This is a genomic window from Sulfurimonas sp. NW9, assembly GCF_051132275.1.
GTDB classification, from domain to species: domain Bacteria; phylum Campylobacterota; class Campylobacteria; order Campylobacterales; family Sulfurimonadaceae; genus Sulfurimonas; species Sulfurimonas hydrogeniphila.
On record NZ_CP093236.1, the window covers coordinates 573128 to 598325 of the forward strand.

The 25198-nt window shown below is 38.8% G+C and carries 25 protein-coding genes and 4 pseudogenes; 22 read left to right on the top strand and 7 right to left on the bottom strand.

The window, feature by feature from the left end; all coding sequences use genetic code 11:
• From secF to MLC44_RS03515, 11 genes are all read left to right on the top strand, one after another.
• Positions 1-972, top strand: coding sequence for a protein translocase subunit SecF (gene secF / locus MLC44_RS03465; protein ID WP_151900908.1), 972 nt, complete (start codon positions 1-3; stop codon positions 970-972).
• Positions 972-1310 (top strand): DUF6394 family protein, encoded by a 339-nt coding sequence (locus MLC44_RS03470; RefSeq protein WP_151900907.1) that lies wholly within the window; start codon positions 972-974, stop codon positions 1308-1310. Before secF ends, MLC44_RS03470 begins: the two co-directional genes overlap by 1 nt.
• A gap of 14 nt (positions 1311-1324) precedes the next feature.
• A complete protein-coding gene (gene leuS / locus MLC44_RS03475) occupies positions 1325-3796 on the top strand; it encodes a leucine--tRNA ligase (protein ID WP_434658504.1) in 2472 nt (823 codons plus the stop codon).
• A gap of 2 nt (positions 3797-3798) precedes the next feature.
• Positions 3799-4317: an LPS assembly lipoprotein LptE gene (gene lptE, locus MLC44_RS03480; protein WP_188109978.1), complete on the top strand. Its 519-nt coding sequence runs from the start codon at positions 3799-3801 to the stop codon at positions 4315-4317.
• Positions 4318-4333: 16 nt separating this feature from the next.
• Positions 4334-5881, top strand: a complete 1548-nt coding sequence (locus MLC44_RS03485; protein ID WP_434658505.1) for a GGDEF domain-containing protein — start codon at positions 4334-4336, stop codon at positions 5879-5881.
• Between the two features lie 2 nt (positions 5882-5883).
• Entirely contained in the window at positions 5884-7029 is a 1146-nt protein-coding gene (locus tag MLC44_RS03490; RefSeq protein ID WP_434658506.1) for a bifunctional folylpolyglutamate synthase/dihydrofolate synthase, read from the top strand.
• Positions 7022-7459, top strand: a complete 438-nt coding sequence (locus MLC44_RS03495; RefSeq protein WP_434658507.1) for a hypothetical protein — start codon at positions 7022-7024, stop codon at positions 7457-7459. The genes MLC44_RS03490 and MLC44_RS03495 overlap by 8 nt, the downstream gene beginning before the upstream one ends.
• Before the next feature lie 80 nt (positions 7460-7539).
• Positions 7540-7977: a M23 family metallopeptidase gene (locus MLC44_RS03500; protein ID WP_434658509.1), complete on the top strand. Its 438-nt coding sequence runs from the start codon at positions 7540-7542 to the stop codon at positions 7975-7977.
• Positions 7878-8249, top strand: a complete 372-nt coding sequence (locus tag MLC44_RS03505; protein ID WP_151900903.1) for a bactofilin family protein — start codon at positions 7878-7880, stop codon at positions 8247-8249. The genes MLC44_RS03500 and MLC44_RS03505 overlap by 100 nt, the downstream gene beginning before the upstream one ends.
• A complete protein-coding gene (locus tag MLC44_RS03510; protein WP_434658510.1) occupies positions 8249-11242 on the top strand; it encodes a DEAD/DEAH box helicase in 2994 nt (997 codons plus the stop codon). The genes MLC44_RS03505 and MLC44_RS03510 overlap by 1 nt, the downstream gene beginning before the upstream one ends.
• On the top strand, positions 11243-11653 hold the full coding sequence (locus MLC44_RS03515) for a YqaA family protein (protein ID WP_434658512.1): 411 nt from the start codon (positions 11243-11245) through the stop codon (positions 11651-11653).
• Here MLC44_RS03515 and MLC44_RS03520 read toward each other — a convergent pair.
• Positions 11646-13298, bottom strand: a complete 1653-nt coding sequence (locus tag MLC44_RS03520; RefSeq protein ID WP_434658513.1) for an amidoligase family protein — start codon at positions 13296-13298, stop codon at positions 11646-11648. The genes MLC44_RS03515 and MLC44_RS03520 overlap by 8 nt on opposite strands.
• A 93-nt stretch (positions 13299-13391) precedes the next feature.
• Between MLC44_RS03520 and MLC44_RS03525 the strand changes: the two are divergent.
• A pseudogene (locus MLC44_RS03525) lies at positions 13392-14197 on the top strand (TIGR00282 family metallophosphoesterase).
• Here the strand turns inward: MLC44_RS03525 and MLC44_RS03530 are convergent.
• Positions 14194-14643, bottom strand: coding sequence for a hypothetical protein (locus tag MLC44_RS03530; RefSeq protein WP_151900897.1), 450 nt, complete (start codon positions 14641-14643; stop codon positions 14194-14196). The pseudogene MLC44_RS03525 and the gene MLC44_RS03530 sit on opposite strands and share 4 nt — an antisense overlap.
• Positions 14644-14729: 86 nt before the next feature.
• On the opposite strand from MLC44_RS03530, the gene MLC44_RS03535 reads away from it, so the two are divergent.
• Both MLC44_RS03535 and MLC44_RS03540 read left to right on the top strand, forming a co-directional pair.
• Positions 14730-15404, top strand: coding sequence for a response regulator transcription factor (locus MLC44_RS03535; RefSeq protein ID WP_346389449.1), 675 nt, complete (start codon positions 14730-14732; stop codon positions 15402-15404).
• 64 nt (positions 15405-15468) lie between these two features.
• Entirely contained in the window at positions 15469-15681 is a 213-nt protein-coding gene (locus MLC44_RS03540) for a hypothetical protein (protein ID WP_418641097.1), read from the top strand.
• Here the strand turns inward: MLC44_RS03540 and MLC44_RS03545 are convergent.
• The 3 genes and pseudogenes from MLC44_RS03545 to pcm all read right to left on the bottom strand — a co-directional run bounded on the left by MLC44_RS03545 (position 15678) and on the right by pcm (position 18067).
• Positions 15678-16271, bottom strand: coding sequence for a hypothetical protein (locus tag MLC44_RS03545; protein WP_434658515.1), 594 nt, complete (start codon positions 16269-16271; stop codon positions 15678-15680). The genes MLC44_RS03540 and MLC44_RS03545 overlap by 4 nt on opposite strands.
• A 44-nt stretch (positions 16272-16315) precedes the next feature.
• Positions 16316-17386 (bottom strand): annotated as a pseudogene (locus MLC44_RS03550) (DNA polymerase III subunit gamma/tau); the annotation flags it as partial.
• A gap of 51 nt (positions 17387-17437) precedes the next feature.
• A complete protein-coding gene (pcm, locus tag MLC44_RS03555; RefSeq protein ID WP_434658516.1) occupies positions 17438-18067 on the bottom strand; it encodes a protein-L-isoaspartate O-methyltransferase in 630 nt (209 codons plus the stop codon).
• 111 nt (positions 18068-18178) lie between these two features.
• Between pcm and MLC44_RS03560 the strand changes: the two genes are divergently transcribed.
• From MLC44_RS03560 to MLC44_RS03585, 6 genes are all read left to right on the top strand, one after another.
• On the top strand, positions 18179-18622 hold the full coding sequence (locus MLC44_RS03560) for a host attachment protein (RefSeq protein WP_151900887.1): 444 nt from the start codon (positions 18179-18181) through the stop codon (positions 18620-18622).
• Positions 18623-18688: 66 nt separating this feature from the next.
• Entirely contained in the window at positions 18689-19492 is an 804-nt protein-coding gene (locus MLC44_RS03565) for a hypothetical protein (RefSeq protein WP_434658517.1), read from the top strand.
• Positions 19493-19569: 77 nt separating this feature from the next.
• Positions 19570-20034 carry a hypothetical protein gene (locus MLC44_RS03570; RefSeq protein WP_434658518.1) on the top strand — a complete coding sequence of 155 codons (465 nt, stop codon included), beginning with the start codon at positions 19570-19572 and terminating at the stop codon, positions 20032-20034.
• The gene (locus tag MLC44_RS03575) at positions 20012-20899 is read left to right on the top strand and encodes a Mur ligase family protein (protein WP_434658519.1); all 888 of its coding nucleotides are present in this window, start codon (positions 20012-20014) and stop codon (positions 20897-20899) included. The genes MLC44_RS03570 and MLC44_RS03575 overlap by 23 nt, the downstream gene beginning before the upstream one ends.
• A gap of 5 nt (positions 20900-20904) precedes the next feature.
• Entirely contained in the window at positions 20905-21240 is a 336-nt protein-coding gene (locus MLC44_RS03580) for a hypothetical protein (protein WP_434658520.1), read from the top strand.
• Between the two features lie 3 nt (positions 21241-21243).
• Positions 21244-21573, top strand: coding sequence for a thioredoxin family protein (locus tag MLC44_RS03585; RefSeq protein ID WP_151900884.1), 330 nt, complete (start codon positions 21244-21246; stop codon positions 21571-21573).
• A gap of 103 nt (positions 21574-21676) precedes the next feature.
• Here the strand turns inward: MLC44_RS03585 and rho are convergent.
• Positions 21677-23028 (bottom strand): annotated as a pseudogene (gene rho / locus MLC44_RS03590) (transcription termination factor Rho).
• Between the two features lie 123 nt (positions 23029-23151).
• Entirely contained in the window at positions 23152-23676 is a 525-nt protein-coding gene (locus tag MLC44_RS03595; RefSeq protein WP_434658521.1) for a hypothetical protein, read from the bottom strand.
• 90 nt (positions 23677-23766) lie between these two features.
• Between MLC44_RS03595 and surE the strand changes: the two are divergent.
• Together surE and MLC44_RS03605 are read left to right on the top strand one after the other, a co-directional pair.
• A pseudogene (gene surE, locus MLC44_RS03600) lies at positions 23767-24551 on the top strand (5'/3'-nucleotidase SurE).
• On the top strand, positions 24551-25195 hold the full coding sequence (locus MLC44_RS03605) for a ThiF family adenylyltransferase (protein ID WP_434581258.1): 645 nt from the start codon (positions 24551-24553) through the stop codon (positions 25193-25195). Before surE ends, MLC44_RS03605 begins: the two are co-directional and overlap by 1 nt.
• The last annotated feature ends 3 nt before the right edge of the window (positions 25196-25198 follow it).

The window sequence follows — 25198 nt, forward strand, 5'->3', positions numbered from 1 at the left end:
ATGGAATTTTTTAAGTATAAACAGCCCATTGATTTTATGGGTAAATCAAAAATTGCGATGGCAGTTTCAATTATTCTTATCTTGGCTTCATATGCGATTTTGGCGACAAAAGGACTCAATTACGGGATCGACTTTGCCGGAGGAACGATTGTTCAGGTAAAGTATGACACAAAAGCCCCTATCAAAGCGATGCGGGAAAAACTGCAGGCAGACAAACTTTTTGACGGTGCTTCCATCAGTGAGTTCGGTTCTCCGGATGAAGTTGTCATTCGTATGAAAACATCGAGTGCGAGTGTAGCAAAAGACATCGGTGATGTTGCAAGAGCAGCACTGCAGGGTACAGGCAATTTTACGATTCGCCGTGTTGATATTGTAGGTCCAAAAGTAGGTTCAGAGTTAAAAGAGAAAGGGCTTATGGCACTTTTTCTCTCTATAGCCGCGATTCTTGTTTATGTGGCATTTCGATTTGAATGGCGATTTGCCGTGGCTTCTATAGCCGCGTTAGTGCATGATGTCTCGATTGCAATGGGTGCGGTGGCTCTCTTTCAGATTGATGTCAATCTTGATGTACTTGCTGCAATACTGACACTTTTGGGATATTCGCTCAACGATACAATTATTGTCTTTGACCGTATCCGCGAAGGGATTACAAAATCCAAAAAAGCGAATTTGACAGAGATTATCAATGAATCTATCACAAGAACGCTTGCCCGTACGACACTGACCTCTTTAACGACCTTTTTTGTGGTTTTTACACTGTTTATGTTTGGCGGAGAGATTATTCATGCCTTTGCATTTACGCTTTTGGTAGGTATAATCGTAGGAACATATTCGTCCATCTTTGTTGCTTCACCGTTGTTGATACTGTTTGGTTTTGATGTGAAAAACTATCATGCAAAACTGGCAGAAAAAGCAAAAAGAGAAGCAGAAAAAAACAGAATGCGCGAACAGTTTGAATCAGGAGTTATGTAATGGATTGGGGTAAAGTAGTATACGTATTTTTTTCATTAATGAGTCTTACATCGATCGCAGGGTTTTTATATGAAAATACGGCTATTTCATTGTTTATAGCCGCAAGTGTGAATCTGATTTCAACAATTTTAAAAATCGGTGTGCGTAATCTGCTTTCAGCCGAACTGTTGGCATCTTCTTTGGTGGCAGACCTGCACCTGATTCCGGCATTTGTCTTTTTGGTTATTGTGCAGAATGATTCCTGGGCAATTGCCCTGGCAATCGGTGCATTGATTGCCAATGTATTTTCAATGGGACTTGTCTACATTGAGAGCAGTAAAACACACGAAGAATATTAACAGGAAGAATAAAATTGGAATATAACGCAAAAACTATAGAAAAAAAATGGCAGGAATACTGGAATCAAAACGAAAGTTTTGAGCCGAGTGAAGATTTTACCAAAGAGAAAAAATACATTCTTTCAATGTTTCCTTTTCCAAGCGGACGTCTGCATATGGGACATGTAAGAAACTACTCTATCAGTGATGCTTTTGCGCGGTACCACAGACAGCAGGGCAAAAATGTTTTACACCCGATTGGCTTTGACAGCTTTGGTATGCCTGCGGAAAATGCTGCTATAAAAAACGGTTCACATCCTAAAAGCTGGACCTATGACAACATTGACTATATGAAAAACGAATTTTATTCTCTGGGTTTCTCTTTTTCACGCAAACGTGAATTTGCCACAAGTGATGAGCTTTATACGAAGTTTGAACAGGGCTTCATTATAGATATGTATAACAAAGGTCTGCTGTACCGTGAAAAAGGGATGCTTAACTGGTGTCCGCATGATCAGACTGTTTTGGCAAACGAGCAGGTAGTGGATGGATGTTGCTGGCGATGTGACACACCGATTGTCAAAAAAGAGATGAATCAGTACTATTTTAAAATTACTGCCTATGCAGACGAACTTTTAAATGATTTGAAAAAACTTGAAGGTGGCTGGCCAAAACAGGTTCTGACGATGCAGGAAAACTGGATAGGCAAGTCAAACGGACTTGCTTTTGATTTACACTTTGATGAAGCAAGTCAAGCAAAACTTTCGCATACATTTGAGTGTTTTGATGTTTTTACAACAAGACCTGACACAATTTACGGTGTGAGTTATACGGCTTTGGCACCTGAACATGAAATTGTTTCGTATATGATAGAGAACAAATTGCTTGATGATTCGGTTATTGCACAAATTGAGACTATGAAAAACACCTCTTCAATCGAGCGGCAAAAAGAGAAATCGGGTGTTTCGCTTGGTTTACATGTAACGCATCCGCTCACAGGAGAAAAAATTCCTGTCTGGGTGGCAAATTTTGTGTTGATGGATTATGGAAGCGGAGCGGTTATGGCCGTACCTGCACATGATGAGAGAGATTATGATTTTGCTAAAAAGTATGACCTGCCTGTAAAACCGGTTATCAAGCCTTTTAAAACAGAACATGACTTTTCAAAATCTGCTTTTACAGAAGTCGGTGAGCTTATAAATTCCGGCGAATTTACAGGGATGAACTCTCAAGAGGCACAGGAAAAAATCATAGCTGTGTTTGAACAAAAAGGTTTGGGCAAAAAGACGACAAACTATAAACTCAAAGACTGGGGTGTGAGTCGTCAAAGATACTGGGGTGCACCTATTCCTTTTATTCATTGTGACGCGTGCGGTCTTGTTATGGAGAAAAAAGAGAATCTTCCTGTGGCTCTGCCGGATGATGTAGAGATTACAGGAGAGGGAAATCCTTTGGAAAAACACCCGACATGGAAACACTGTAAATGTCCGGAGTGTGGCAAAGATGCTGTTCGTGAAACAGATACGATGGATACTTTTGTAGAATCCTCCTGGTATTTCCTGCGTTTTTGTGCATCGCCTCAAAACTGGGAAAAAGAGGCATTTTCACCTGAGCAGATAAAATACTGGATGCACCAAAAAGGGCATGAAGGTGTTGATCATTACATCGGTGGGATAGAACATGCGATTTTACACCTTTTATATGCGCGTTTTTTTACAAAAGTGTTCCGTGATTTGGGTTATATTGATTTGGATGAACCTTTTGAGAAACTTTTAACCCAGGGAATGGTACTTAAAGACGGGGCCAAAATGAGCAAATCAAAGGGCAATACGGTTGACCCTGATGCCATCATTGAGAAATACGGTGCAGATACGGCACGTCTGTTTATACTTTTTGCCGCACCGCCGACACAGGAACTTGAATGGAATGACAGTGCTGTTGAGGGTGCCTACAAGTTTATAAAAAGATTTTTTGAGCGAACTGCAAATGTCTTTACATGTAACGAGAAGCCTGAAATCAATCATGCAGACTTGAGTAAAGAAGAGAAGTTTGCCCGTAAAAAAGTCTATGAAGCACTCAAACGTGCCGAAGATGTTTATAATGAAAGATACACATTTAATACAATGATTGCCGGTGTCATGGAGGCGATGAATGCGCTCAATGCACAAAAAAATGCAGATGTATGGACGGAAGGATACTGGATACTCAGCTCGATTATGGAACCTGTTATTCCTCATACCTGTCATGAAATCAGTGAGCAATATTTCAAACTGAACAACCTGGCTCCGCAAGAAACAGTAGAAGAAGTTTTTGTAGAAGAGAGCATCTCTTTGGGTGTTTCTCTCAACGGGAAAAAAAGAGGGGAAATTGAAGTTGCCGCTGATGCTGATAAAGAGACAATTATTGCAGCAGCAAAAGAAAATATTGCCAAGTGGCTTGAAGGCAAAGAGATTGTCAAAGAGATTTTTGTTCCTAAAAAGCTTGTCAATATTGTTGTAAAGGGCTAAGAATGAGAAAATATTCACATGCATTGAAGGTATTTGTTCTTTTGATTCTTCTTGTTTCAATGAATGCATGCGGATATAAGCCAAGTTCAAAGTATGCCAGAAGTGTTATTGGTTCAAAAATATACACACATGTTGTCATTTCAGCTTTGGATCCCCAAAATACTGTTTTAATAAAAGATGCGGTAGACAGCGCCATTGTGGAAATTTTTCATGCCTCTCTAACAGACAAATCCCATGCCGATACAACGTTGAATTTTTCTCTGACACCACCGAGTTATTCGCCAATTCAGTATAATGCAGAAGGGTATATTATTGCATATCGGGCAAAAATTGTTTTAAAGATTGCAAGAGAATCAAAAAATATTAAAAAAACGTATACGGCAAGAGGTACCTATGACTTTTCGGTTGTACCAAATGCTGTTATAACAGATCAGGAACGATTTGATGCGATAAAATTCAGTGCCATCAAGGCTATAGCATCTTTTGTTGCACAGGTCTCAGCAGAAGGATCACAACTATAAATCAGGAGAAGATTACATGACTATACAAACAATCATAAGTAAAGCTGTCAAAAGATTAAAACTCGAAGGAAAATTACTGACTCCTGACTTTTATGCAGAAGCATTTTGCAAAGAGGCGCAAAAAGCAAATATGCAGGTTGAAGATTGTCAACATATTGACAAGTTCAATGCCATGCTCAACAAAGACTTACAAAAAGAGCTCAAAAAATACAATATAAAAACGATGCATGAGTTTGTGCGTTTGCTGATTTCAAAACTCAACAGAACCAACCCGACGCAGTGTTCAAACCTGCTTGAATCCCAAACATTACTGACAAAAAGGGTACTGCAGGTTATTACTGTACTGCACAACAAAGAAGCGGGTGAGCTTGCACAAAAAACTCTGGAACTTATAGAGCATGGCGCCCAGCCTGAACAGTTGGACCAGTTTCGACAACGATGGGTCAATTTTTTAACTACTTATGATGATGCTTTTTTGCAAAAATTGAAAGAGTACGGTGATGTAGATACGCGGGATTTACAAAAAACTATTGAAAATTTACATTTGGAATGTGTTGGTGCACAAGAAAACCAAAGTGTGGATTTACAGAAAATATCAAAACTTTTGATAGCTTCTTTTGTTCCCTCCATTGCTTCGAGTGTGAATGATACGATTGCAGCTTTGAGTGAAAAAATCCAGAAAAATCCTGAACTGCTTGAACATGAAAGTGTTGAAAATGAAATCAGGTCAGCCATATCTTTGCGCATAGCACTTGACAAAAAAACTGTCAAAGAGATGGTAGAGTCTATTGACGGAGTTCTCGATAAACTTTCACTGCGTCTTATAGACATGATAGAGAGTTCTGACAACTCAAATGCCGAAATACAAAAAATAAAACTTGAGTTGGAATCTTATACGGAAGAATCAACTGTAAACTTTGCACTTGCACATAAAAAACTTTTTACAATTGCTGTTGCCTTAGAGAAAAATACACATCTTTTAAGTAAAGATTTGCAGGGACACAGTGAGGAAGTCAAAGCTTTGAGCAAAAAAGTCCGTACACTTGAAAAAGAGCTTGAAGAAGCAAAACAGGAATCAAAAGAAGATTTTTTAACGAAGTTGTATAACAAGCGCGCGCTTGATGAGTTTTTAACGATGAAAGAGGCAGAATACAAACGCTATGGACATAATTTTGTCATTGTTATGTTTGATATAGACTTTTTTAAAAAAGTAAATGATACCTATGGACATGAAGCCGGGGATGCGGTTTTGGCGGCATTTGCCAAAATACTCAAAAAAGAGAGTAGAACAGTAGATATAGTCGGGCGTTTTGGAGGCGAAGAATTTTTGGCACTTTTAAGTGAGACGGATTTGGAAGGGGGTGTGACTTTTGCCCAAAAGGTGAGAAAGCATGTCGAAAAGACTCGTTTTGTATATAAAGGCAAGCGTATTAAAGTGACTGTGAGTGCCGGTGTCGCGCAACGAAGTGATCATATTTCACTTGACGCGACGATAAATTCTGCCGATGAGTATCTGTATAAAGCAAAAAAAGAGGGAAGAAACAGAGTGGAGTATAAAAAATAAACGTGTTAGAGGAATTTCTTAACAGCAAACCATTGTATTATGACACCATAGACTACACCCGTATGCCCAGAGTATACGCAAAAATCAAAGCTTCATTAAAATTGCCAAAAATTATTCATCTTGTGGGAACAAACGGAAAAGGGACAACAGGACGTTTTTTGGCGTCAGCCTTGTACTCTTTGGGGTTTACTACGGGGCATTATACCTCTCCGCATATACTGACTTTCAATGAACGCATTTGGTTCAACGGAGAAAATGTCAGTGATATACTCTTAAACGAAGCACATCAAAAGCTTTTATCGCTGTTGGACCCCCAGGATGCAGATTCATTAAGTTACTTTGAATATACAACACTTTTGGCAGTTTTTTTGTATCAGGAGTGTGACTATATTGTTCTTGAGGCAGGGCTTGGCGGAGAGCATGATGCAACAGCGGTATTTGAAAATATTTTAACACTTGTGACACCGGTTGGTTTTGATCATGAAGCTTTTTTGGGTTCGGATATTTTGTCCATAGCCACGACAAAACTCAATGCTATGCAAAAAAAAGTAATTGTGTCCAAACAGCCACATAAAGAAGTGATGCAGATTGCCAAAAAAATCGCACAGGAAAAAAATATCCATGTCGCAGATTACAGTGAACTTTTAGATGCACAAGACAAAGCGAAGATTGAAAAAATTGCCAGGTATCACAGGTTGGCGTGCTATTTAAAAGAAAATTTAATGGTAAGTATCGCGGCATTAAAGAGTCTGGGCATTTCGTACGAAGCAGAAGATTTTAAGCATGCAAAATTATTTGGCAGACTTTCTCAATTAGAGACAAACATACTGATAGATGTGGGACACAACACGCTTGCAGCACGTTCAATTTATGAAAGTTTAAAAGAGAATAAATATATATTGGTTTATAATAGTTTTAAAGATAAAAATTACAGTGAAATACTTACTGTTTTACAGCCGATAATTGAACATGTGGAAATTATAGCGGTAGAAGATAAAAGAATAGAAGAATTGAGCAAACTCAAAAAGGCAATAGAGGATTTGCAGATGAAACACACAAGCTTTCAAGGAATAGATGCAAATAAAAATTATCTTGTTTTTGGCTCCTTCAGTGTTGTGGAAACATTTTTGAAGGTGCATGGTGGATAATCATTTTACGGTTACTATTCATGATGACAACGGTGTCAAGCAGTTTAATGTTCACAAGTTTATAAAAAAAGCTTTTTTGTATACCGGACTTTTTTTACTGAGTATTGTACTGATTGCCGCAGGAACTATTTTGTATTTAAATGCCAGTGTAGATAAACTGCAGAGTAAAAAAAATGAAGTGGCACAGGCATATAAAGAGATGCTGCGTCAAAATCAAGCCTTGCAAAAAGAGATGAAGAGTACAACACATTCCCTTTTGGCAAAAGAAAAAGAGCTTGATGAACTTTCAGATTCTTTGTCTCAGATTGAAACGCTCATAGGGCTCAAACCTCTTGCGACTGAATCTTTGGCCGAAAGAGTAAATATGACAATGCTCAGTTCATCGCACAGAGCAACACTGCTGGAACTTATACCAAGCGGATCCCTGTAAAATACCATGGAATTACAAGCAAATTCGGCTACAGAATACACCCGACACTGCATAAAAAAGAGTTTCATCGTGGTTCTGACATGAAAGCGAAATTCAATACTCCTGTGTATGCAACGGCTGACGGTATTGTTGAATGGGCAGGGCTGCACAGGCGCAGCGGTTTTGGAAAACTTGTCATACTCGAACATGTGTATGGTTTTAAATCGTACTTTGGACATTTAAACAAAATTGTGGTAAAGTCAGGACAATTTGTAAAAAAAGGTGATTTAATTGCCTATACAGGCAATTCCGGGCTCAGTAACGGACCGCATTTGCATTATGAAATACGCTTTATTCACCGTGCATTAAATCCGTATTATTTTATAAAATGGACACAGCAAAATTATGATGAAATTTTTAAAAAGGAGAAAAAGATACCATGGCAATCTTTAATAATGGCAACATCACGGATAAAAGTGATAAAACAGATGCAAACACAGCAATTGTCACAGCCGGAGCAAAAATCAAAGGCGAAATAGAACTTACATGCAATCTTTATATAGACGGAGAGTTAGAGGGGTTTATAAAGTCGTCCAAAGAGGTGAATGTGGGTAAAAACGGACATGTAAAAGGCGATATTACAACAAAGCGTCTCGTGGTTCAAGGCCTGGTCGAGGGGAGTATACATGCAGACCGTGTCGAGATAAAAGCGGCAGGACATGTAAATGGCGAAATTACCTCGCTTGAACTTGTCATAGAGGCCAAAGGTATTTTTCAGGGAAACTCAATAGTAAAAGAAACAGGAAAGTAATGTCACAGGCAATTTTATTTAATCATTTTAAAAACAATGCACAAAAAGATGCCCTTGAAATTTTGGTATGTGAAGATGCAAAAGAAGCATATGAACTTGAAAATGTAGCAAAGTTTTTTGGACGGGATGTTGTTGTTTTTCCCGATTTCAGACCAGGTTACGGTGATGATTTGCGTTCTTACAAAGAAGAGTTGCACGAACTCTGTTTTGCTTTAAGAACATACCATTTTTGCGCGAAAAAACCGCTTGTAATATCTCCTTTAAAAACACTTCTCTTTCATTTGCCAAAAAAAGAGCTGCTCGGTGAGATGAGGCTTGAATTTGGCTCAGAGATTAATCTCAAAGAGTTTAAAGAGCAGATGCTTTACTGGGGATACACTTTTGTTGATATGGTACAGGTTGCAGGTGAAATTTCTCATCGTGGGGATATTATAGATATTTTTGTACCTTCTTGCGAAAATCCGATAAGAATTTCCCTCTTTGACAATGAAATAGAACAAATAAAATCCTTTGCCCTTGAAACACAAAGAACCCTCGGCGATGATTTGGAAAGTGTAGAAATACGAAGTGCTTTTTATGCTCTGGATGAAGCATCCTATAATGCCTTGCATCAAAAAATACAAAAGAGTGAATTTGATGCACTCAACAAAGATGTAGCCTCTTTGGGATTTTGGCATCTTGATGAATTAGCAGAGAATTTTTTAGCAGGCAAAAATGTCAAGCTTGTCAGAAATTTAGACAATATACTCAAAGATGCCTACGGTATAAACAATCCGCAACTTCCAAGAGATGCTTTTGATCTTGAAGTGTTAGAAGAAAACGATGCCGTCAAAGAGTTGGTTGTTGTAAATCCTGCACAGCTTTTAAGTGTTCACAAAAACAAAAAAGTAACGCTCATTGCTGCAAATAATGCGACAATAAAACAGGCCGGTATTTATGATACAACAGGTTTAAGCATTGTAGAGGCTCCTTATATATTAAATATTATTACACCTGATGAGCTGGTTATATCACTGAACAAAGCCGATAAAAAACGCCGCAGAAGAAAAACCTCTATTCTTTTGGATGATTTAAAAGCAGGTGATTATGTGGTTCATGAAGATTATGGTGTCGGTATCTTTGAAAAAATTGAAAAAACCGAAATACTCGGCGGAGTCAAAGACTTTATCGTCATTAAATATGTCGGTGATGATAAAATACTGCTGCCTGTAGAAAACCTCGACTATATTGACCGTTACATCGCAGGAGGCGGTGCGACACCTGTACTGGACAGGCTGGGAAAAGGAAGCTTTGGCAAACTCAAGGCAAAGGTAAAAAAAAGACTGCTTGAAATTGCAGGACAGATTGTTAACACGGCAGCAGCAAGAGCGCTTATAAAAGCACCAAAGATTTCTTTGGATAAAAAAGAGCTGGAGCAGTTTCAGGCACTTTCAGGCTTTGAATATACAGATGACCAGACTCAGGCTGTTGAGGAGATACTCTCACAAATGAGTTCAGGGCATATAATGGACCGACTTTTAAGCGGAGATGTCGGTTTTGGTAAAACAGAAATCGCACTCAACACTATTTATGCAGCCTACAAGTCAGGCTATCAGTCGGCATTTATTGTACCAACTACACTGCTTTCAGCACAGCACTGGCGTTCTTTGGATGAGCGGTTTAAAGATTTGGGTATCCGTTATGCAAAACTTGACAGATTTGTCACCACAAAAGAGAAAAATGCAGTTATTAAAGGGCTGGCAAGCGGTGAAATAGATTGTGTTGTCGGGACGCATACGCTTTTTGGACTGGAATTTAAGAAACTTGGCGTCGTTATTATAGATGAAGAACACAAGTTTGGCGTGAAGCAAAAAGAGAAAATCAAAGAGCTCTACCATAATGTGCATCTGCTCTCTATGAGTGCAACACCGATTCCGCGATCACTCAATCAGGCACTCAGTTCCATAAAAACAATGAGTCAGCTATTGACAGCGCCGAGTGAGCGCCAGGGTGTAAGGACTTTTGTAAAAGAGTATGATGAAAAGCTGATAAAAGAGGTTATTTTGAGAGAACTTCGTCGTGGCGGTCAGGTTTTTTATGTGCACAATTCAATTGACCATATGCCTATAAAACTGGGAGAACTGCAGGCCCTGTTACCTGACTTGAGAATGCTGATGCTGCATTCTAAAATATCGGCAGTGGAAACAGAAAAAGAGCTGCTGAAATTTGAAGCAGGCGAATATGATGTCATGATAGCCACCTCCATTATTGAGAGCGGTATTCATATGCCCCGTGTCAATACCATCATTGTAGACGGTGCAGACAGATTTGGTATAGCAGATTTGCATCAGCTTCGCGGGCGTGTAGGTCGTGGACACAATGAGGGTTTTGCCTATTTTATTGTACAAAACAAAGAAAATTTGACAGATGAAGCCAAAAAACGCCTTTTGGCATTAGAATCGAACTCCTTTTTAGGTTCGGGTTCTGTGCTGGCACATCATGATTTGGAAATTCGCGGCGGCGGGAATCTTGTAGGAGATGCACAAAGCGGACATATTAAAAATATCGGCTACTCTCTGTATCTTCGAATGCTTGAAGATGCTATAAAAGAGTTGAGCAATACAGCCGAGGGAGAGCGGGCAAAGGTAGATGTAAAACTGAGCATATCCGCTTTTATCAGTGATGAAATTGTACAAGAAGACAGGTTGCGTTTAGATATCTACAGAAGACTTGCCCAGTGTGAAAGTGCTGTGGAGATCTATGAAATAGAAGAAGAGGTAATTGACCGTTTTGGCGAATTGGACATTCCTACCAAACAGTTTTTTGAATTGATGGTTATTAAACTTTTGTCCCTGGAGAAAAAAATCAAAACGATTTCAAACTATGGACAAAATATCACATTTACCTATTTAAATGAGTCCAAGGAGACAATAAAATCAGATTCGAAAGATGATGATGACATTATTAAAGCAACACTGTACTATTTAAGAAACAGCAAACCAAAAGTGCTCTAGTTGGTCTATATTACTCTTTTTTTAAGCGCTTTCGGTGCTGCGACTTTATTGCCGGTAGTGAGTGAAGCTGTATTGGTTTATGATATTACAGCCGGTTACAATATTTATGCTCTGCTGGGTGTTGCTACACTCGGCAATACCCTTGGTTCCTGTTTGAACTACTTTTTGGGCAAAAAAGGGATTGATTATCTGGCACAGAAAAAATATGTAAAAATGAGAGCGTATAAAAAAGCCGAATCAATGTTTGATCGTTACGGTGCCATCGTGCTGCTGCTCTCCTGGGCTCCGATAATCGGCGATCCTATTACTTTTGTAGCCGGTGCTCTGCATTATAACTTTAAAAGATTTTTTTTGCTTGTTCTGTTTGCAAAAGGTATTCGTTATATTCTGTTGGCACTTTTTTTTATCTGATTTTTATCTCTTTGGAAAAAGCTTCAAAAATTCGGTAGGTACTCCAGTGATAGGGCATAAACTCCGGGTGCCACTGCAGACCCAGAATGAAGTCTTCATTGTCTGTTTCAATGGCCTGTATGAGGCCGTTTGTATCTTTTGCTGCAACTTTCAGCCCTTTTCCAAGTGTTCTCACTGTTTGATGATGCAGGGCATTGACTTTTAATTTTTCGGCTTTGAGAATTTTATGCAGATGGCTTTTTGATTCTATTTTGATGGTGTTTTGAGGCAGCAGAGAATGCGGATGTCTAAAATCCAAATCCATTTCCGGTATATGCGGGTGAAGTGATCCGCCCATAAAGAGATTGATAAGCTGCATGCCTCTGCATATTCCCATAACGGGAATGTTTTGTGTGAGTGCGCGCTCAAGTAAAAAGAGTTCCATTGCATCACGCAGTGGTTCGGTTTTTTTTACACTGGGGTGCCTGGATGTATGAAAAGTATGCGGATCAATATCCACACCTCCTGTAAGCACAAGCCCATCCATTTGGGTGTTCTTGTCCCAATTATCAGGATGCAAAAACCTTGCATTCACACCAAAAAGCGTGAGCAAAGCACGACTTGTCACCCAGGCACTGCGACTTCCTTTGCTTGAGCCTGTTATGATTATAGTTTGTTTTTTCAGCCATACATTTACCTGCTGCAACCACTTCTCTTTTTTCAAAAACGAAAAAGGGTCAGTGAGGTATTTGCTGTATTCGCCGGCAAGTTGTGCAAGCATCTCTTTGTCTTGAGCGAGTTTTTCAATGATGACCCAGCTGTTCCAGGCATCGTAGGTGTGCCACTCTTTTTTGTCAACCTTGGAGTTTGGAAGGCGATAATGATAGGCAGGACGTGGTGAAATTTTTTCTTCGGGAAGTGTCTTGAAAACCTGATTGGAATCTATCCAGGCAAGCAGAGGCAAGAGGTCCAGTGCGCGATTACGGGTAGGGTTATATTGCAGGTAGTCACAGATAAACCGGTTCATATCCGGTTTGTAAGAGGCTTTGAGTACTTTTTGTATATACTCCTCTTCAAAAGGTTTGATATAGGGGCTGATTCTGCGTACAATATCAGGTTGCAGCCATAGCACAAGCGTCTCATAAAGAATGAAAAAGGCCCTGAGTGTATCAATAATTTCTGTTACTTCAAAAGAGAAGGCCTGCGGATTGATATGAAAGCCAAAGGCATAGAGAGGATTGGCATCAGTTCCAAGTGCTCCATTTATTCGAAACGTCTCTTTTATCTTCTCTATAATTGCAATTTTATCCAAAGGAAGCGGCGGTGTTGTGATTTCATAAGGCACGATAGTTTGAGAAAGGGTGGCTATGAACTCTTCCAAAGCCAGTGCAATTTCTGTTTCGATAAACTGGTCAAGCCCTATATTCTGCAGCCATTTTTGCAGACCCTGTGAAATAAGAAACTGAAAATCAAGGATAAGATTAAAGTCGCCACAGCAGGTATCTCTGATTTTGTAATGATAAGGATTTATTTTTTCCATACTGCCGGATTCTAAAGTTTCAATAAGTAATTCTGCACTTTTTTGTAACTCTATGGCACTGTATTCAAGTTCAAAGCCGACTTTTCGAAGCTCATTTGAAGCGTTGATACGTACAGGTGGTTGCATAAAATGATTCATACTGCAATTATACTGTTTTTAAAGAAAAACAGGGAAAAGATTTGGCTATAATTCTAAAAAACAAACGAAAAGAATTATACATTGAAAATAGCATTTATAGGCGATATACTAGGTCAGCCCGGACGTATTATGTTGCGGGATTATCTGAAGAAAATAAAAGAAGAACACAAAATAGATTTTGTCATTGCAAATTATGAAAATGCTTCTCACGGTTTTGGGTTGACACTCAAAAATGCAAATGAACTCTTCTCCTACGGCATCGATGTTATGAGCGGAGGCAATCATACCTGGGATAAAAAAGAGATTATTCCTCTTTTAGATACGCATGAACTGCTGCGGCCCCATAATTATCCTGAGGAAGTACCGGGAACCGGTTGCGTATTTATGATATAAAGGGTGAAAAACTTGCTGTCCTTAATATAATGGGGCACTATGCAATGCCCTATACCGACAATGCCTTTCGCTGTGCAAAAAATACGGTTGAGGAGCTGCACACGCAGGAGATAAAAAATATTTTTGTTGATTTTCATGCTGAGGCTACAAGTGAAAAACGTGCACTGATGATGATGCTTCAGGGAAAAGTAAGCGGAATTATCGGGACACATACTCATGTAGGCACTGATGATTTTCAAATTGTAAACGGTACGGCATATATGAGTGATATAGGGCTTACAGGGTGCCGTGACAATATTATAGGCATGGACAAGGATGTTCCTGTAAAACAGTTTTTGACAGGTCTAAAAGGGCATTTTGATATTCCAAAAAAGTGTAAAAAAATTCTGCAGATGGCTGTCATGCAAATCAATGACGGCAAATGCAGTGAAGCATATAAACTGAAAATTTTTGATGACAGCAGAGTGATTAAAACCGAGGCATGGCTGGATTAGGCGGCAGTTACTCTGTAGTAGTTGTCATTTGCAATATAGGTATTGATAAATTTCTGTTTTAAAAGAGTGTTGCGTTGTATGTTTTCAGGCTGTTTGACCTCTTGTGTTAACGCTGTTTTGGGTTTTTGCGCAAGAGAAAAATAGTGAGAATTTTCACTGTAGGCATTCTGGGCACTGCTGATTTTTTTTATTTTTTCAAATTTTGTTTTGGCATACTCTTTTTTGGGTGTATTTTGCTGTTGCAGTAACTGCTGGTTGTGTAATGACTTATAGTTTGAAATATAATTGAGTGGTATTTTTACAGAAGAAGCAACAACTTTTTCAAGGCTTTTTGAGAATACTTTTTCTTGCTCTTGAGAGAAATTGTCTCTTTCATTTTGCGTATTTTTATCTATTTTTGATGTGTGCTTGTTTGGTATATATGTATTGTATGATGAAACAAACATCTTTTTTTCCTCTTCAAAATTTCCGCAATTGGTCTATTATACCATAGAATCTTTGATATAATTATAAAAAATAGTAAGGCATATTTATGAGTGCAAATATAGTAATAGTTGAGGATGAGGAAGATTTGCTCGAACTGTTGGAATACACCCTGGAAAAAGAGGGATTTGAAACAATAGGCTTTTTAAATACAAAAACAGTTGTGCAGATTTTAGATGAAGAAGATATAGATTTACTTATAATGGACAGGAACCTTCCCGGTGTTGAAGGAAGTGAGTTTGTTGCAAAACTACGTGATGAGGGGCTTGATATACCCGTTATATTTTTAAGTGCAAAAGACAGAGATGAAGATATTGAGAGTGGCTTTTTGCGAGGCGGAGATGATTACATCACGAAACCGTTTAATATGAAAGAATTGGTCCTTCGCATCCGATCTGTGTTAAAAAGAACTTCAAAAAAATACAATAATTCAAAATTGCTTTTTAGAGATTTACTGCTTGACAAAAGCAGCAGAACATTACATGTAAACGGAAAACCTGTTGATGTGACAAAGCTTGAATTTGACCTTTTAAGTGAATTTATCTTAAATAAAAACAGTGTACTTGACAGGGATTATCTGCTTGAAAATGTTTGGGGTGACAGTGAAAACCACCAGTACAAGACTGTCAATGTTGCCATCAACAGGCTCAAAGAGAAGATAGACCCGGACAAGTCAAAAGACTATATACAAACAGTTCGCGGAGTAGGGTATAAAATATGTTAACAAATTGACATATTTTTAGCTTTCTTGATTTTTCTTGGTTATATTGTTGCTCTTAGGAGTAAGAATGAGAGATTTTCGAACGATTATAGAAGTTTTCAAAGAGCATATTGCGAATGGATCAAATACGAAAGTATATGATAAGGATGTGGCAAATTTACTAAATATTTCCCAATCAAAATTTGCAACAATCAAAAAAAGGAACTCTACCCCTTTTGTTGAGATATTAGAGTATTGCCATCAAAAAGATTTGTGCTGCAGTGAAATTTTTTTTGACTAGATTTTTGACTGCACGGTGACCTTTTTTGCCTCAAACATCTCTATCGCCTTTTGGATCATCGGCTCTTTTGTGATGTCTGTGCCGTTTGTTTCATCTTGCACAGAAGGCTCGTCACAGTTTGTCACACAGCTTGCAGCACCGCCTGCTTCAATGTCCTCGACGGTAGAGCCGCTTTGCATTTCGGGCTGTTGTTCGACGGGTTGTGATGCCTGTGTCTGTGGTTCCTCTTCTGTTTCTATCTTCGTGCAGGCAACTCCTTTTATTTTTGTCTCAAAACTAAAGGTTTCACGAACAAGCTGTTTAATGACCGCATATCCGTGTTTGAGCACTTTTTTACACTCTTCGTCCGCACAACTCTCCCAAGTAAGTATGTTTTTTTCATAGGAAACAAAGCGAATATTTTTTGTAAAACACTCACCAAGTGCATAGTTTCTGTCTGTGATTCTTTCTATGAGCGTTTGAAAAGTGAGAAGATGCTCATTGGGCGGTATTTCCTGCGTATTTTCTGCAGAGGTTTCTTTTGCGACTTTGCCGTTCATCTCAGGGGTAGTTTCCTGCATTTTTATTTTTACAGGAGAGGAGCTTTGCACCTCTTTTTCTCTTCATGTGATACAATAATTTCAGGACGTTTCACATCTTTTTCAAAAGATTCTATCATCTGATCAATTTCCCGTATTTTAAGCGCTTCTGTCATCTTGAAAAATATCATCGAAAGCACAAAGGAACCATCGGCATTAATGCTGAAAAGATATTTTGATTCACTCAGTATTCTAAAAAACCTGTCAAGTACCAGTGTAGAAAAAAGAGCATCCTGATTATACATTTTATCTTTGAGATAAGCGATGAGTTCGTCTACAACCATTTCACTTTCGTAATCTTCCAGTTCTTTTGTATACTCTACCAGCCGTGCATAGTCTTTTGCAAAAACAGTATCGAAAAGTTTACTGATAAATTTTGGGTCAACCAGTCCGAGCATATCTGTAACGGTACGAACATCAACATGGTTTTTTGAGTAGATTATTGCCTGATCAAGCAATGTCAGCGTATCACGAAGACTTCCGCTCCCGCTTCTTGCGAGAATTTCAAGCGCCTCTGTTTCATACTCTATCCCCTCAAGTTGCAAAATATGGGCAAGATGATCAACGACCTTGTTTGTGGCAATACTTTTAAATCGAAAATGCTGTGTTCTGCTTAAAATTGTTGCAGGAAGTTTGAGCGGGTCAGTGGTTGCAAGGACGAACTTGACATATTGGGGCGGTTCTTCAAGTGTTTTAAGCAGGGCATTAAAAGCCTCTTTTGTGAGCATATGTACTTCATCAATAATGAAGATTTTATATCTGGCAACGGCCGGTTTGTATTTTGTCTGTTCTATAAGGTCACGAATATCGTCGATTTTACGGCTGCTTGCCCCGTCCATCTCTATGATGTCCATATGACGATTCTCTTTTGCCATCACACAGTTGGAACATTTGTCACAAGGTTTATGGCTCATTCCTTCTTCGCAAATGAGTGCTTTGGCAAAGATACGGGCAGTTGAAGTTTTTCCGCTCCCGCGCAGCCCTGAAAACAGATAGGCATGAGAGAGTCTGTTTGAATCAAGTGCAAGTGAGAGAGTCTGTGCTATCGTCTCTTGACCGATAAGTTCATCAAAGTTTGACGGACGATATTTTCTGGCTAAAACTTCATGCGCTTCTTTCAAATTCATACTCCAAATTCAGGTAAATAGATTTTAGCAGAGAGTGGATTAAAAGATGATTTAATGAAACTGTTTTTCCTGATAAATCAAAGGTACAAATACAAAACCTGCATATTCCTCTTGCTGTATTCTGCCATCTTGAAGTTTTTTAAACTTAAAGATGGAATTGCCTACCGGTATGACAAGTACACCGTTGGGTTTGAGTTGTTCAAAAAGTGAAAAAGGAATTTCCGGTGCACTGGCAGAGACCAGTATCTTGTCAAACTGTTCTCCCGGTTTTCCTAACTCTTTGCCTGCTTTTTCGATATGACACTGCCCAAAACCAAACTGCGAAAGGTTTTTTTGTCCAATACTGACAAGCCTCTCAACACGTTCCATGCCCGTAACATGACCGCTTTCACCTACAATGGCGCACAGGAGTGATGTAGTCCAGGCGGAACCTGACCCTATATCCAAAACAGAGTCTCCTTGGCGCGGTTGAAGCAGTTCAAGCATAAAAGCAACTGTTGAAGGCTGAGAGATTGTCTGTCCTTCGCCGATGGGCAGGGGAGCATCTCTGTAAATTGCTTCTTCAAAACCTTCGGGCACAAAATATTTTCTGTCAATCTTTTCAAAAGCTTCTATGATTTGTGGTGTTTTTAAAACGCCAGAATTTTGCATGCTTTGAATGAGTTCACGGTTTGTACGCATATTTGCTCCTTTTGTCTGAAATTTATCTGCAATAAAGTATTCTTTCCATATCATAATGTAAAGCATCTTTTGTTTTGATGATGTTTTTAAATTTTTTTACAAGGATGAATTATGAAATTAGACAATACAGTTATAATCGTGGCAGACTTAGGGGAATTAAAAGCATATAAAACAGTAAAACATGAAGATATTTATAACAATGAATTGAAAATTAACTACTCTTTGGAATTGGTGAATGCTGAAGATTTTATTGAGGGCAGAAAAAAACTCCATGAACTCAAAAGTGATGCCAATGGCAGAAAAGGACACGCAACAATTGAAGAACACAGTGTTGAAGAGACGATTGCAAAAAGAACACTTACTGAGGTGGCAGAAGATATAGATATGATTGTGCAGCAGATACAGCCAAAATCTCTGTTTTTAGCGTTTCCACAGGAGAACAATGCCGAACTGCTTGATAAACTCAGCCAGGAAACAAAGGCTGTTTTGAAAAAGAATGTGGCGCTTGATTTGGTGAAAATCGATAAAAACAAACTGTTTGAGTATTTTAACTAATGGGAACTTTTAGTTGATATAGAGTTAAAAGATTATATAATCTTTTAAAAATATCAAATGGTTCTCATGAAAAAATTTAAAGAGTTGCGTAAAAAAGCAAATAAATTTATATACAAAAGCTATGAAATTCAAGAAGATGAAGATAAAATAGCTCTGCACTTTCACTATCAACTTGATGAAGAAGGAAAAACTACTGACTTTCTTCATCGTCTCAGCATTACAAAAAATGAAAAAATATCTACAGATTTTTCTATGCACAATATTGTTTTTCATATCGGCCTTGCAGAAGCCATCAGTTACTACAAAATCGCTCTGCCGCAAGAGTTTGTCATAGAATGCGGAACAATAAACGAAATGCAGAAAAAATGGTTTGAAAAGCTTTATTTTAATGGGCTGGGGGAGTATATTTATCTCAATGGCATCGAGGTAAAGCAAGAAGATCTTGTTCGCTTTACATGTAAAGGCAGGACATTTGACAAAACAGCTTTATGCACACAGCAAAACATCATCATACCGATTGGCGGAGGAAAAGACTCTCTTGTAAGTTATGAGCTTTTAAAAAAGGAGTTTCCTGATGCATTGATGTTTTCTATGAACCCTATTGTTGCTTCACAAGAGATACTGAAGCAGCATCCAAAACATGCGATAGAACTAAAAAGAGAGCTTGACCTGGAGAAAATTCTGGATTTTAATGCGCGTGGCTACTTAAACGGACATATCCCTTTTTCCTCCATTGTCGGCTTTATCTCCATTGGCTTGGTCTGCTGTATAAAACGAAGTACATCGTCCTTTCAAACGAATCAAGTGCCAATGAAGAAAACATCATCTACAACGGACAGAAAATCAACCATCAGTACTCAAAATCTATAGAGTTTGAAAATGATTTTCGGGAGTATGTTTTTAGTTTTATAACGGAGGATGTAGAGTATTTCAGTTTTTTGCGTCCTTTGGACGAGATACACATTGCCAAGCTTTTTGCCAGCTTTGCAAAAGAACACTTTTTTACGTTTCGCAGCTGTAATGTTGGCAGCAAGCGCAATGAATGGTGTGGCAAATGCCCAAAATGCCTATTTACCTATATCATGCTGTGCAATTATATAGAGGACGCTGCACTGCAAAAAATATTTGGCAAAGATATGCTTGACGATTTGGCACTGCAAGAACTTTTTGACGGACTTTCCCAAAGTGATGCCGTCAAACCTTTTGAGTGTGTGGGGACCTATGATGAGGTCAATTACGCATTAAGCAAAAAATATTATTCGTATTCTCAACAAGAATTGCCGTCCCTGTTGAAAACCTACAAACCAAAAAATATGGAATATCCTTTACATGTAAACTATGACGGGCAAAACAATCTGCCGCAAAAATTCAAAAAGAACCTCAAAAGCCATGTTGAAAAACTTAGTTTCTGATTTAAAACAGTATAAAAGCATCGGGATTTTCGGTTTTGGTGTAGAAGGGAAATCTTTTTATAATTTTGCACAAAAATATTTACCGGGTACTGAGCTTGTTATCATAGATAAAAATCATCCTTCTTGTGATGACAATTATTTGGACAAGCTCCATGAAGCAGAACTGATTATCAAATCACCCGGCATCTCTTTGTATAATTTGGACATTGATTATCACTCTTTTCATTTTTCTTCTACAACAGCACTGTTACTCAAGCATTTTAAGCATCAGATTATCGGAGTAACGGGAACAAAAGGCAAAAGTACCCTTGTAACACTTATAGACAGTTTGTTGAAAAATGCAGAAAAAAAGAGTATTTTATGCGGCAATATCGGTATACCCGCTTTTGATATGCTCGAAGAGATCAGTGCTGAGACAAAAATAGTGATGGAACTCTCCTCTCATCAGCTCTTACATGTAACGCACTCCCCTCATATTGCGATTTTGACCAATCTGTTTGAAGAACATTTGGATTATTACAAAGATGTACAGGAATACTATGCAGCCAAGTTCAATATATACAGGTATCAGAGCAAAAAGGATGTTTTTATATATAATCTGGCGCAAAAATTGGACTGCGGATATAATGTATATGAAAATGAACTCAAATACAGTGTGGATTTCAGTCTGCAAAACGGGTTTATTCATCAATCTACTTTGCAGATACTTGAAAAACTCAAAGAAATTTTGGCACTCGGTGATGAGGCATATATGCAAACACTTAACACTTTTCAAACGCTTCCTCACAGGCTGGAATTTGTCAAAGAAGTCAAGGGTGTGTCTTATATAAATGACTCAATAGCAACAATCCTCAGGCTACCATAGAGGCTGTGAAAATTTTAAAAAATGTTGATACGCTTATAATCGGGGGGAATGACAGAGGTGTGCATTATGAAGTGCTGATAGATTTTTTGCTTGCAAGTGATGTCGCAAACATCATACTTTTTTCAGATACAGGGAAAAAAATTTATGATGCTTTACATGTAAAAGTGAAACAAAAAAATCTGTTTTTGCAAAAAAACTTGCAAGAGAGTGTCAAAAAAGCCTATAATATAGCAAGAAAAACCGTGTTGTTCTCTCCTGCTGCTTCGAGTTTTAACGAATATAAAAACTTTGCAGAGCGTGGGGATGAGTTTAAAAGAGCAGTTAAGCAATTAAAAGGATAGACAATGGCGTTTATAGATGTGGATGAAGATAATTTTGATGTTGTTTTGGCAAGAGAATTTGAAAAAGAAAAATTTGTCGTTTTAAAGTTTGGTTCTTACTACTGTGATGCATGCCAGATTATGGACATGGAGCTTGAGGAGCTGTGTGACAGGCTTGCGAATGTTTCTGTTTTGAGCATTGACAGCGGAAAGTCGGAGTATCTGACACAGCGGTACTTTGTTGAAGAAGTGCCGACTACTTTGATATTTAAAGAGGCAGAGAAACAGCTTTTTTACAGAACAGGGATTACTCTTGCCGATGATATGATAGATGTGATTTTGAAAGAGTGTTAAGGACTTAATCTCAATTTCGGAACCGGTACTTCAGTGCCGGCTGTTGTAATACTCTTGCCACTCTTAGCCCGCACTTAAGTACGGGTTCCTAAAAACATGAACACTAGCTGTTTGTGTTCATACTTTCAAGAAACTCTTCATTCGTAGATTTTTTGCCCATAGTGTTGTAGATAAATTTGAGTGCTTCGACTTCGTTATCCTGTTTATGCAGCATCTGACGAAGAATAAATACCTTCTGCAATACTTCTGGACCGATAAGGAGTTCATCTTTACGTGTTCCTGATTTGAGAATGTCAATAGCAGGGTAGATACGTCTGTCTGCAATTTTTCTGTCAAGGACGACTTCCATATTTCCTGTTCCTTTGAACTCTTCAAAGATAACCTCATCCATTCGGCTTCCCGTATCAACCAAAGCTGTGGCAATAATAGTCAAACTGCCGCCGTTTTCAATGTTTCTCGCCGCTCCGAAGAAACGTTTTGGCTTATGCAGGGCATTTGCATCCACACCACCCGAGAGCACTTTTCCGCTTGAAGGGGTAACTGTGTTGTAGGCACGTGCAAGACGAGTGATAGAATCCAGGAGAATAACGACATCACGACCAAGCTCTACTCTACGTTTTGCTTTTTCTATGACCATTCGGCAACTTTTACATGGTTTTTTGCAGGCATATCAAAGGTAGAACTGTAGACTTCACCTTTGACGCTTCTCTCCATGTCTGTTACCTCTTCTGGGCGTTCGTCCACAAGAAGTACCATCAAATCAACTTCAGCATGATTTGTCGTAATACCGTGTGCAATCTCTTTTAAAAGCTCTGTTTTCCCGCTTCTTGGAGGCGCAACTATCAAACCGCGCTGTCCCTTTCCGATAGGGCAAAAAAGATCCATCATACGGCCTGTCAAGCCTTTTTCACGGTATTCGAGTTTGAGCTGTTCTGTCGGATAAAGTGGTGTGAGGTTTTCAAAAAGAGGTCTTTTCTTACTCTCTTCCGGAGGAAGGGAGTTGACTGCTTCTATCTTTATAAGCGCGTAGTAGCGTTCCTGATCTTTGGGAGGACGAACCTGACCCGTTACAACATCTCCGTTTCGCAGAGCAAAGCGTTTGATTTGTGTGTTTGATACATAGGCATCATTGATACTTTCATTAAAACTCTGATCGATTGAACGGATAAAACCGTAACCGTCTTGCATGATTTCCAAAATACCGCTGAAAAGAATATAGCCGCCCTGTGCAGTCTGCGCTTTGAGTATTTCAAAGATTACATCCTGGCGTTTGAGTTCATTTGGCTGTTCAACACCAAGCTGTGTCGCTATATCAACAAGCTCTTGAATGCTTTTTGTACGAAGTTCTTCGACACTTGAGCCTTTTACAGGAGTGTGTGTTCTGGATTTTGAATTGTTTTTATGATTGTTTTTAGTGTTTTTACGCGATTGTGTGGAAGATTCATTTTCACTCATATGTATGACTGCCTTAATTGATTAGGATTGAAATTGTAGGAAAGATTCAAAGATACCTTGTGTATCTGTCTTGTTGCTGGAATTTTACAATAACTCTGACGCTATTGTCAAGTTTTTGCATTTTTAGGCGTAAAGTTCTTTGTTAAAGGTATCAAACTCTTTGAGTGTTTTTTCCAGAAGCTTCTGTGTTTCTTTGAAAATATTGAAAGGTTCCTGTACTTTTTGCAGTGATCTGTCAAACATTTCTACAATATTTGTTTTGATAGTATTGTTGCGTGCCTCACTGTTGTTTTCATTGGGTTGAAACAGTGTGGCTATTTTTTTGGCAAGCTTTGTTACCGGTGATTTTGGGGCATCTTCGCTTAACTCCTGTATAAATTTGTCTATATAAGGCTGAGCCGTTTTCATGAAAGCTTCTATCTCTTTTTGGTCCTGAGCATCGATGCCGTTTGTATCTAGGGAGAACTTAAATGAGGACATTGAGGAAAAGCTCATTGATGCTTTGCGTGAACTGCCATCTGTCTCATAGTTTGCAGAGGCAGACTTCTCGTTTGCAAAGTCCATTGTTATAACGTCTCCGCTTGAGGTTTTCATGGTAATGTTCAAATCATGGCGGTAGTAACTGTTTGCTGCATAGGATGTGTTCATTTTTCTTTTCTTCTCTTTTTTACTTTTAATCTATATCGGTAATAATGAAAAATTATCAAATGTAAATGATGTTTTCTATACAATTACATTATGAAGAACAAGTATAAAATTTTAGTAACAAATGATGACGGATATGAGGCGAAAGGACTGCTGTGTCTGGTGGAAGCTTTACGTGAGCTCCCAGATGTGGAGGTGACTGTTGTGGCTCCGGCAAATGAAAAGTCTGCCTGCGGACACTCTTTGACCCTGACAAGACCTTTGCGTTTTGTAGGCATTGAAGAGAACTTTTTTAAACTCGAAGACGGAACACCCACTGACTGTGTGTACCTCTCTTTGAATGCAATTTTTCAGGGAGACAAACCAGACCTTGTTGTCAGCGGGATAAACAGAGGTTCCAACATGGGTGAAGACATTACCTACAGCGGGACAGCGGCAGGTGCTATGGAAGGTGTTTTGCACAATATTCCCTCTGTTGCGATTTCGCAGGTGATGGATTTTGCCAATCCCAAGGGAGATTTTACGCTTGCGCAAAAAACAATCAAAAAGATAGTGACAAAAATACGAAATGAAAAGTTTCCTCTGCCTGAGAGAGAATTTTTAAATATCAACATTCCTCCGGCAGTTGAAGAGGCACAGATAAAGATAACCTATGCAGGGTACAGGGTCTACTCGAATGAAGCCGATGTGCACAGTAATCCACGAGGCGAGAAACACTACTGGCTTGGGCTGCATCCTCTGAATTTTCGAGCAAGAGAAGGTGTCAAAGGTGTGAGCGATTATGAAGCGATACGTGACGGATTTATATCTGTGACCCGATTATGCTTGATCTGAGTGCATACAAAAGCATGAAAACATTAGAAGAATGGTTGGACTGATGCAAAAATATGACCGCATAAAACTTGTGTTAAAGGATGATTTTTCTAAACTCGAAGATGCTAAAATATTACTGCTGGGTGTCGGCGGTGTCGGCAGCTTCTGCCTGGACTGTTTATACAGAAGCGGTGTGAAAGATATCACGATTGTAGATTTTGATACCTATGACAAATCAAACCAAAATCGTCAGATGTGGTCGGAACTGCATGAAGGTGAGACAAAGGTGAATGCCTTAAAAGAGCACTATCCGGAGTTACATGTAATCAACAGACGCATAGACGAAGCGTGGGTGCAGGAGTTTGATTTTGAACCATATGACCTGGTACTTGATGCGATAGATGACAGAAATGCAAAACTCGCAATCGCACAAAAATGCCATAAAAAACTCATCTCTTCTTTTGGAAGTGCCAAAAGGCTTGATCCGACAAAGGTTCAGGTGGGTGATATCTGGAAAAGTTACGGCGATAAATTCGGTGCAAAAATTCGGTATGAATTGAAAAAACGCGGTTTTAACAAAAAATATAAAGTGATTTTTTCAAGCGAGGAAGCAGTCATAAAAGAAAAAGGCAGCTTTATGGGTGTCACGGCAACTTTCGGTCTGACCATGTGTGCCGAAGCAATCAAAAAGCTAAGAGAGGAAAAATAGGAT

Bases quoted from the DNA above. Each gene is read 5' to 3' on its own strand.
- secF (WP_151900908.1), top strand. From the start codon at position 1: ATGGAATTTTTTAAGTATAAACAGCCCATTGATTTTATGGGTAAATCA.
- MLC44_RS03470 (WP_151900907.1), top strand. From the start codon at position 972: ATGGATTGGGGTAAAGTAGTATACGTATTTTTTTCATTAATGAGTCTT.
- lptE (WP_188109978.1), top strand. From the start codon at position 3,799: ATGAGAAAATATTCACATGCATTGAAGGTATTTGTTCTTTTGATTCTT.
- MLC44_RS03485 (WP_434658505.1), top strand. From the start codon at position 4,334: ATGACTATACAAACAATCATAAGTAAAGCTGTCAAAAGATTAAAACTC.
- MLC44_RS03500 (WP_434658509.1), top strand. From the start codon at position 7,540: ATGAAAGCGAAATTCAATACTCCTGTGTATGCAACGGCTGACGGTATT.
- MLC44_RS03505 (WP_151900903.1), top strand. From the start codon at position 7,878: ATGGCAATCTTTAATAATGGCAACATCACGGATAAAAGTGATAAAACA.
- MLC44_RS03510 (WP_434658510.1), top strand. From the start codon at position 8,249: ATGTCACAGGCAATTTTATTTAATCATTTTAAAAACAATGCACAAAAA.
- MLC44_RS03520 (WP_434658513.1), bottom strand. From the start codon at position 13,298: ATGCAACCACCTGTACGTATCAACGCTTCAAATGAGCTTCGAAAAGTC.
- MLC44_RS03530 (WP_151900897.1), bottom strand. From the start codon at position 14,643: ATGTTTGTTTCATCATACAATACATATATACCAAACAAGCACACATCA.
- MLC44_RS03535 (WP_346389449.1), top strand. From the start codon at position 14,730: ATGAGTGCAAATATAGTAATAGTTGAGGATGAGGAAGATTTGCTCGAA.
- MLC44_RS03540 (WP_418641097.1), top strand. From the start codon at position 15,469: ATGAGAGATTTTCGAACGATTATAGAAGTTTTCAAAGAGCATATTGCG.
- pcm (WP_434658516.1), bottom strand. From the start codon at position 18,067: ATGCGTACAAACCGTGAACTCATTCAAAGCATGCAAAATTCTGGCGTT.
- MLC44_RS03560 (WP_151900887.1), top strand. From the start codon at position 18,179: ATGAAATTAGACAATACAGTTATAATCGTGGCAGACTTAGGGGAATTA.
- MLC44_RS03565 (WP_434658517.1), top strand. From the start codon at position 18,689: ATGAAAAAATTTAAAGAGTTGCGTAAAAAAGCAAATAAATTTATATAC.
- MLC44_RS03575 (WP_434658519.1), top strand. From the start codon at position 20,012: ATGTTGAAAAACTTAGTTTCTGATTTAAAACAGTATAAAAGCATCGGG.
- MLC44_RS03585 (WP_151900884.1), top strand. From the start codon at position 21,244: ATGGCGTTTATAGATGTGGATGAAGATAATTTTGATGTTGTTTTGGCA.
- MLC44_RS03595 (WP_434658521.1), bottom strand. From the start codon at position 23,676: ATGAACACATCCTATGCAGCAAACAGTTACTACCGCCATGATTTGAAC.
- MLC44_RS03605 (WP_434581258.1), top strand. From the start codon at position 24,551: ATGCAAAAATATGACCGCATAAAACTTGTGTTAAAGGATGATTTTTCT.